This window comes from Ectothiorhodospira shaposhnikovii (genome assembly GCF_016584105.1).
Taxonomy (GTDB): domain Bacteria; phylum Pseudomonadota; class Gammaproteobacteria; order Ectothiorhodospirales; family Ectothiorhodospiraceae; genus Ectothiorhodospira; species Ectothiorhodospira shaposhnikovii.
This window is the reverse complement of sequence record NZ_NRSM01000056.1, coordinates 1-6,579: the sequence shown is the minus strand read 5'-3', so window position 1 is coordinate 6,579 and position 6,579 is coordinate 1. Positions and strand designations below refer to the sequence as shown.

General features: G+C 61.6%; 5 protein-coding genes. 3 read left to right on the top strand and 2 right to left on the bottom strand.

Features of this window, described 5'->3' with window-relative positions:
- Nucleotides 1–103: 103 nt before the first annotated feature.
- Nucleotides 104–1,093, bottom strand: a complete 990-nt coding sequence (locus CKO35_RS17040; RefSeq protein ID WP_200177313.1) for an Rpn family recombination-promoting nuclease/putative transposase — start codon at nucleotides 1,091–1,093, stop codon at nucleotides 104–106.
- A 435-nt stretch (nucleotides 1,094–1,528) separates the two neighbouring features.
- Complete coding sequence (gene tnpA, locus CKO35_RS17035) at nucleotides 1,529–1,756, bottom strand: IS200/IS605 family transposase (protein ID WP_338031826.1); 228 nt, start codon at nucleotides 1,754–1,756, stop codon at nucleotides 1,529–1,531.
- On the opposite strand from tnpA, the gene CKO35_RS17030 reads away from it, so the two are divergent.
- From CKO35_RS17030 to CKO35_RS17020, 3 genes are all read left to right on the top strand, one after another.
- Nucleotides 1,650–2,774, top strand: a complete 1,125-nt coding sequence (locus tag CKO35_RS17030) for an RNA-guided endonuclease InsQ/TnpB family protein (protein ID WP_242467335.1) — start codon at nucleotides 1,650–1,652, stop codon at nucleotides 2,772–2,774. The two genes, tnpA and CKO35_RS17030, sit on opposite strands and share 107 nt — an antisense overlap.
- A gap of 263 nt (nucleotides 2,775–3,037) precedes the next feature.
- A complete protein-coding gene (locus CKO35_RS17025) occupies nucleotides 3,038–4,597 on the top strand; it encodes an ATP-binding protein (RefSeq protein ID WP_200177310.1) in 1,560 nt (519 codons plus the stop codon).
- Nucleotides 4,598–4,751: 154 nt separating this feature from the next.
- Nucleotides 4,752–6,320, top strand: coding sequence for an ATP-binding protein (locus CKO35_RS17020; RefSeq protein WP_200177309.1), 1,569 nt, complete (start codon nucleotides 4,752–4,754; stop codon nucleotides 6,318–6,320).
- The last annotated feature ends 259 nt before the right edge of the window (nucleotides 6,321–6,579 follow it).

The following is a 6,579-nucleotide window of genomic DNA, read 5'->3' as shown; positions in this document are numbered from 1 at the left end:
GGTATTTGCCTGGGGGGTGGGCAGTGGCGGCGGGGGTGTAGGAGCAAAAGGGCCCACAAAAAGGGGGCAAACCCCTTTTTGTGGGCCAGGTCCGTGGCCAGGGTTACTGCAGGGAGGAATCGTCCTGGAAGATGTCTTCGAGGTGTTCAGCGGTGAGGATGTTGTCGATCCACTGGAGTAATTGAGCCTCATCGGCCTGTTGGACGTGCTGTTGGCAGTGCATCCTTGCCTGGGGGCCGAACTTGCGCTCGATCTGACGCAGCAGGGTCTGAGCCTCGCCCTGTTGAAGCCCTTGCTGAATGCCTTTCTGGAGTCCCTTGGCTTCGCCGCGATCCATCCATTCCTGAGCCAGCGACATAGTGAGTGCCTCCACGAGATGGGGTTTGGCCATGGCCACCCCTTGCCTGAATTCATCTTCGGTCATTGTGTGGACCCGGACGATGTAAATCAATATCTGCCGGGTCAGGGGGTGTTCATCGGGTAAATCCCGCAGTAACCGGGCCAGTTGCTCGGGGTGAAACTGTTTGACGAAGGCCCATGCCAGGGCCGCCAGTCCTGCCCGCAGCAGGGGGTGGTCGGAGAAGTCCTCGTAGGCCGGGGTATTGCCGTTGAGGTCTTTGACCGCATAGCCGCCATCCCGTTGCAGTTCAAGCAGATCCTCGTCGGCGTCGATGCAGTCGATCAGGCGGGTGGGCACGTTCCAGGGTGTCCGGCCATGGTAGACCAGCAGGGTGATGATGGGTGGCAGCTTGCGCAGTTGTTCCGGTTTGTCCTGGGCGTAGCGGGTCCAGATGCGGTGGCGATAGCCCATCAGTTGCAGGGGTGCCCCCATGTCGGGCCAGGACTTGTGCTCGATGAGGGTGTAGATGAAGGCACTGCGGCCATCCCGTAGTGCCACCTGGAACAACCGGTCACTGTGGGTGCCACGCAGGTTCTCGTCGATAAAGGAACCATCCACGGGTCGGGGATCATCGGCCATCTTGTCGGTGAGGGCCTTGGGAAGGCTCTCGCGCAGCAGGGCACTGGCCCGTTCGGGATCTTCGAGCAGGGCCTTGAACAGGGTGTCGTGGGGGTTGGGGAGGGTGTTGCCCATGGCCTGCGGTGTCGGGGTGGGTGGGCCCATAGGGTAGCCGATCAGAGAGGGATGGAGGCAGTGCGTGAAGTCGGCGGTCAGGCCGGGACAGCCCACGTTGTTTGTAGGGGGATGTGGAGGGGGAGATCCCTCGTGTGCTGGGTGAGGCCGGGTGTGGTGAGGCGGTGGCTACCGGGGATGGTGCTGGGTTGGCGGCGTGGATCGCGCGGTTGGCGGATGATGCTGAGTTGTGACGTTGCCCGCTGCCTGCGGTGTTTGCCCTCACCCCAACCCCTCTCCCCTGAGGGGAGAGGGGCTCGTCATGTATCTTTCATCATCGGGGGTGCCTCACCACCGTGATGCATGAGAGTTAGGGAGATCGATCGCCGCAGTGCTCCGCCTATAGCCGCTCAGCGGCTTAGGGGGTGGTGAAGCGGCGCATGGCGCGCAGCGCCATCACTCCGGTGCCTCCTGCTGTTCGATGTATTGCTTCAGGACCGAGAGCGGCGCACCGCCGACGCTGATGATGCAGTAGCTGCGAGACCAGAACACCGGCTTGTGCCAGTAGTAGCGCCGTATGTGTTCCCCGTACTCCTTGCGGATCAGTCGCGAGGTGACGGTCTTGAGATTATTCACGAACGCAGATGGCGCGGTGCGCGGCGTCAGCTCCAGGAGCAGATGCACATGCAAGCACTTTTTCCGGCGGGTAAAGAACGGCGAGACGCCGGGCTTTCCGCGCTTCAAGCCCCTGCATCGCTTCAAGGGGTGGGGTTACAAAGCCCACGGTGACGGTTGGCGCCTGATCACTAATGAACGGATGAAACACGGGACACTGCGGCTCAGTGGTGTCGGCAAGATCGCGATCCGGGGCAAACCTCGAACCACCGGTACGCCGAAGACCTGCGAGGTATTGTGTCGCAACGGCCGCTGGTACGCGTCGGTGACGCTGAACTGTGCACCGTCGCGTCAGCGCGGAGACGCACTTGGGGGTCTGGACTGGGGGCTGGAAACCTTCGCCACCATGGCCACGTCCGCGGGGACCGAAACCATCGATAACCCGCGCTACCTGGCCGGCAGTCTGAACGAAATTCGCAGGGTCCAGCGCCACATCTCCCGCAAAGAGGAGGCGGCCAAGAAGGCGTCCGGCAGGCAGCGGCGTTTCCCTGTCTCCAACCGGCTACAGAGGGAATACGAGCGCTTGCGCCGACTCCACCGCAAGGTGGCGAACCAGCGCCACGATTTTCAGCATCAGACGACGGCGCGGCTTGTTGGGCAATTCGCCGTCCTGGGCCTGGAGGCACTGAACATCCGCAACATGACCGCTTCGGGCGGTCAGTACAAAAAGGGCTTGAACCGCAGCATCCTCGATGCCGCTGGCGGGGCCTTCCATCAATTGCTCGGGTACAAAGCGGAAGAGGCTGGGACCTGGGCGATGGAGGCTCCGACAAGGCATCTCAAGCCCTCGCAGACCTGTCACGCCTGCGGGCGGCAGGAGAAGAAGCCGCTCGGCCAGCGGCGTCATGAGTGCCCCTGTGGTGCGTCCTGCTCGCGGGACGAAAACGCCGCTCGGGTCTTGATGAACTGGGCCAGGCAGCAGTTATCCGGTCGGGAACGTGGCCGATGCGTGGAGGGCGGTAAGACCGAATCATTCCCGGATGATTCGGCACGCCCCGTGAAGCGCGAAACTCACGCCATAGCCTGATAGGCTTGGCGGGAGTAGTTCATGAAACTGTAGGGAAGTCTAGCACGTCTTCGAATCCGCTGGATTCCCGCTTCCGCGGGAGTGACGGCCTCCAGTCGAGACCAGCGGGCGTGGGCCGGGCCTCGCCCGCGACCAAAAAGGGGACAGACCCCTTTTTTGAAGAAAAGGTGTCTGTCCCCTTTTGCACACGAGAGAGGGGCTCTGGCTCTCCTGGGCGATGATAAACTGCCACCGGCATAAAACTTGTTCCCGGAGGGCCAGGCATGGCCAACCATCAGCGCCTCACACTCCCCATCGGCATCCAGTCCTTTGAAAAACTGCGCAAGGGCCACTACTACTACGTGGACAAGACCCCCCTGATCGAGTCCATGGCGAAGATCGGCGGCTACTACTTCCTCTCCCGCCCCCGCCGCTTCGGCAAGAGCCTGCTGCTGGACACCCTGCGCTGCCTGTTCGAGGGTCATCAGGCACTCTTCGAGGGGCTCCATATCCACGACCGCTGGGACTGGCAGCAGACTCACCCAGTGATTCGCCTGAGTTTTGGCGATGGCGTGCTGACCAGCCGCGAGGGTCTGGACATCCACATCCATGAACTGCTCAATGCCCAGGCCGAGGCGTTGGGCGTTTCCCTGCGCAACACCTCCATTGCCGGCCGCTTTCGCGAGCTTATCCACCAGACCCACCAGCACCATGGTCAACGGGCAGTGGTGCTGATCGATGAATACGACAAGCCCATCCTGGACAACATCCTGGAACCGGAGCGTGCCCGGGAGCTGCGCGAGGGCCTCAAGAACCTCTACAGCGTGCTCAAGGACGCCGATCCCCATCTGCATCTGGTGCTGATCACCGGGGTGTCCAAGTTCAGCAAGGTCAGCCTGTTCTCGGGGCTGAACAACCTCAACGACATCACCCTGGACGCACCCTACAGCACGATTTGCGGCTATACCGATGAGGACATCGACACGGTATTTGCCCCGGAACTGCCCGGCCTGGACCGCGAGGCCATCCGCCAGTGGTACAACGGCTACCGCTGGGGCGGCCCCGAGGTCGCATCGGTCTACAACCCCTTCGATGTGCTGCTACTGCTCCAGAAACGCAAGTTCGGCCCCTACTGGTTCGAGAGCGCCACGCCGACCTTTCTGGTCAATCTACTCAAGCAGCGCGGGGTTTTCACGCCATCGCTGGACCAGTGGGAAACGGAGTACGAGCTGCTCAGCCAGTTTGACGTTGACGACATCAGTACCGACGCGCTGCTCTTTCAGGCCGGCTACCTGACGATCAAGCAGATCAAGGAGCCCATGCTGGGTTACCGCCAGTACACCCTGGGCTTTCCCAACCACGAGGTGGAAACCAGCCTGAACCATGCGCTACTCCCATCATTGGGCGTCGAGAACGGCCCACGTGAACGCCGCACCCTGTTCAAGCACTTGCAGCAGCACGACCTGGCGGGCCTGGAGACCCACCTCAAGGCCCTTTATGCCGGCCTGCCTCACGACTGGTACCGCAACAACCCGATTGCCCGGTACGAAGGCCACTACGCCAGCGTCTTCTACAGCCACTTCGCCGCTCTTGGGGTCCAGGTCACGGTGGAAGATTCAAGCCACCACGGTAAAGTGGACATGACCGTCGACTTCAGCGGCCATCTCTACCTGTTCGAATTCAAGGTGGTGGAACAACTCCCCGAGGGCAGGGCGCTGGCGCAGATCAAGGCCAGGGGCTATGCCGACAAGTACCGGTCCACCGGCAAGCCGATCCACCTGATCGGGGTGGAGTTCTCCAGTGAACAGCGGCAGATCGTGGCGTTTGAGGTAGAAACGGCCTGAAGCGCCCGCAAAAGGGGACAGACCAGCAAAAGGTGTCTGTCCCCTTTTGCACATGGGCACTCTTCATTTGTGCCGCCAGCGAGAGAGGGGCTCTGGCTCTCCTGGGCGATGATAAACTGCCACCGGCATAAAACTTATTCCCGGAGGGCCAGGCATGGCCAACCATCAGCGCCTCACACTCCCCATCGGCATCCAGTCCTTTGAAAAACTGCGCAAGGGCCACTACTACTACGTGGACAAGACCCCCCTGATCGAGTCCATGGCGAAGATCGGCGGCTACTACTTCCTCTCCCGCCCCCGCCGCTTCGGCAAGAGCCTGCTGCTGGACACCCTGCGCTGCCTGTTCGAGGGTCATCAGGCACTCTTCGAGGGGCTCCATATCCACGACCGCTGGGACTGGCAGCGGACCCACCCCGTGATTCGCCTCAGCTTCGGCAGCGGCGTGATGCGCAACCGGGAGGAGCTCGACACACGGATTCGTGACCAGTTGTTCAGCGAACGGGAGCGTCTAGGGGTATCACTTCAGCGCGAGACAGACATTGCAGGAGAGTTCTCCGCGCTGATTCGCGACACCCACACCCAGTATGGCGAACGGGCGGTGGTCCTGATCGACGAGTACGACAAACCCATCCTGGACAACATCCTGGAGCCCGAGCGCGCGCGTGAGCTGCGCGAAGGGCTGAAGAACCTCTACAGCGTCATCAAGGATGCCGACCCCCATCTGCATCTGGTGCTGATCACCGGCGTCTCCATGTTCAGCAAGGTCAGCCTCTTCTCGGGGCTGAACAACCTGCGAGACATCACGCTGCTGCCGGAATACTCAACGATCTGCGGCTATACCGATGAGGGCATCGACACGGTATTCGCCCCGGAACTGCCCGGCCTCGACCGCGAGACCATCCGCCAGTGGTACAACGGCTATCGCTGGGGTGGGCAAGAGTTGACATCCGTCTACAACCCCTTCGACGTGCTACTACTCCTGCAAAATCGCCAATTCGGTCCCTACTGGTTCGAAAGCGCGACGCCCACCTTCCTGGTGAACCTCCTCAAGGAACGCGGCGTCTTCACGCCCGCACTCACCGCCTGGCACAGCCGGCCGGCACTGCTGAGCCGCTTCGATGTCGATGACATCTCCACCGATGCCCTGCTGTTTCAGACGGGCTACCTGACCCTGAAAGGCATCCACGAAGAAGTGCCCAACCGCCCGCTCTATGAACTGGGCCTCCCCAATCAGGAGGTGGAAATCAGCCTCAATGAGGCCTTGTTACCCGCACTGGGCGTCAGCCATGCCGTCTTCGATGATGTGGTCATCCGCTTGCCGCGCCTGCTGAAGGCGGCCGACATGGCCGGCCTCGAAGCCCACCTGAAGGCCCTCTACGCCGGTCTGCCCCATGACTGGTATCGCAACAACCCCATCGCGAGGTACGAAGGCCACTACGCCAGCGTCTTCTACAGCCATTTTGCTGCGCTGGGGGTCCAGGTCACGGTGGAAGATGCCAGCCACCACGGCAAGGTGGACATGACCGTCGACTTCAGCGGCCACATCTACCTGTTCGAGTTCAAGGTAGTGGAGCAACTCCCCGAGGGCAGGGCGCTGCAGCAGATCAAGGCCAGAGGCTATGCCGACAAATACCGGGCCTCCGGCAAGCCGATCCACCTAATCGGCGTGGAGTTTTCCAGCGAACAGCGGCAGATCGTGGCGTTTGAGGTGGGCCGGGGATGAGGGAACGGCACGATGCAACAACCCCATCACCCGGGTGGGGATTCATCTGCTGGACTTTGACCTGTTCACGGCCAGCGAGGCTGAGCGTCGGCAGGCGATATGGCGGTTCGAGATACGGGATGAACGCCAGCCGGAGGTTGTTCTGGTCAAGTCGCAGCGGACACGGATTAAGCAGCAACCGCTAAAAAATGTTGCTGAGGGGTGATGTACCCCAGGGACGAGTGGAGCCGGTCGCTGTTGTACTCCATCTCGATGTACT

Bases quoted from the DNA above. Each gene is read 5' to 3' on its own strand.
- CKO35_RS17040 (WP_200177313.1), bottom strand. From the start codon at position 1,093: ATGGGCAACACCCTCCCCAACCCCCACGACACCCTGTTCAAGGCCCTG.
- CKO35_RS17030 (WP_242467335.1), top strand. From the start codon at position 1,650: ATGTGTTCCCCGTACTCCTTGCGGATCAGTCGCGAGGTGACGGTCTTG.
- CKO35_RS17025 (WP_200177310.1), top strand. From the start codon at position 3,038: ATGGCCAACCATCAGCGCCTCACACTCCCCATCGGCATCCAGTCCTTT.
- CKO35_RS17020 (WP_200177309.1), top strand. From the start codon at position 4,752: ATGGCCAACCATCAGCGCCTCACACTCCCCATCGGCATCCAGTCCTTT.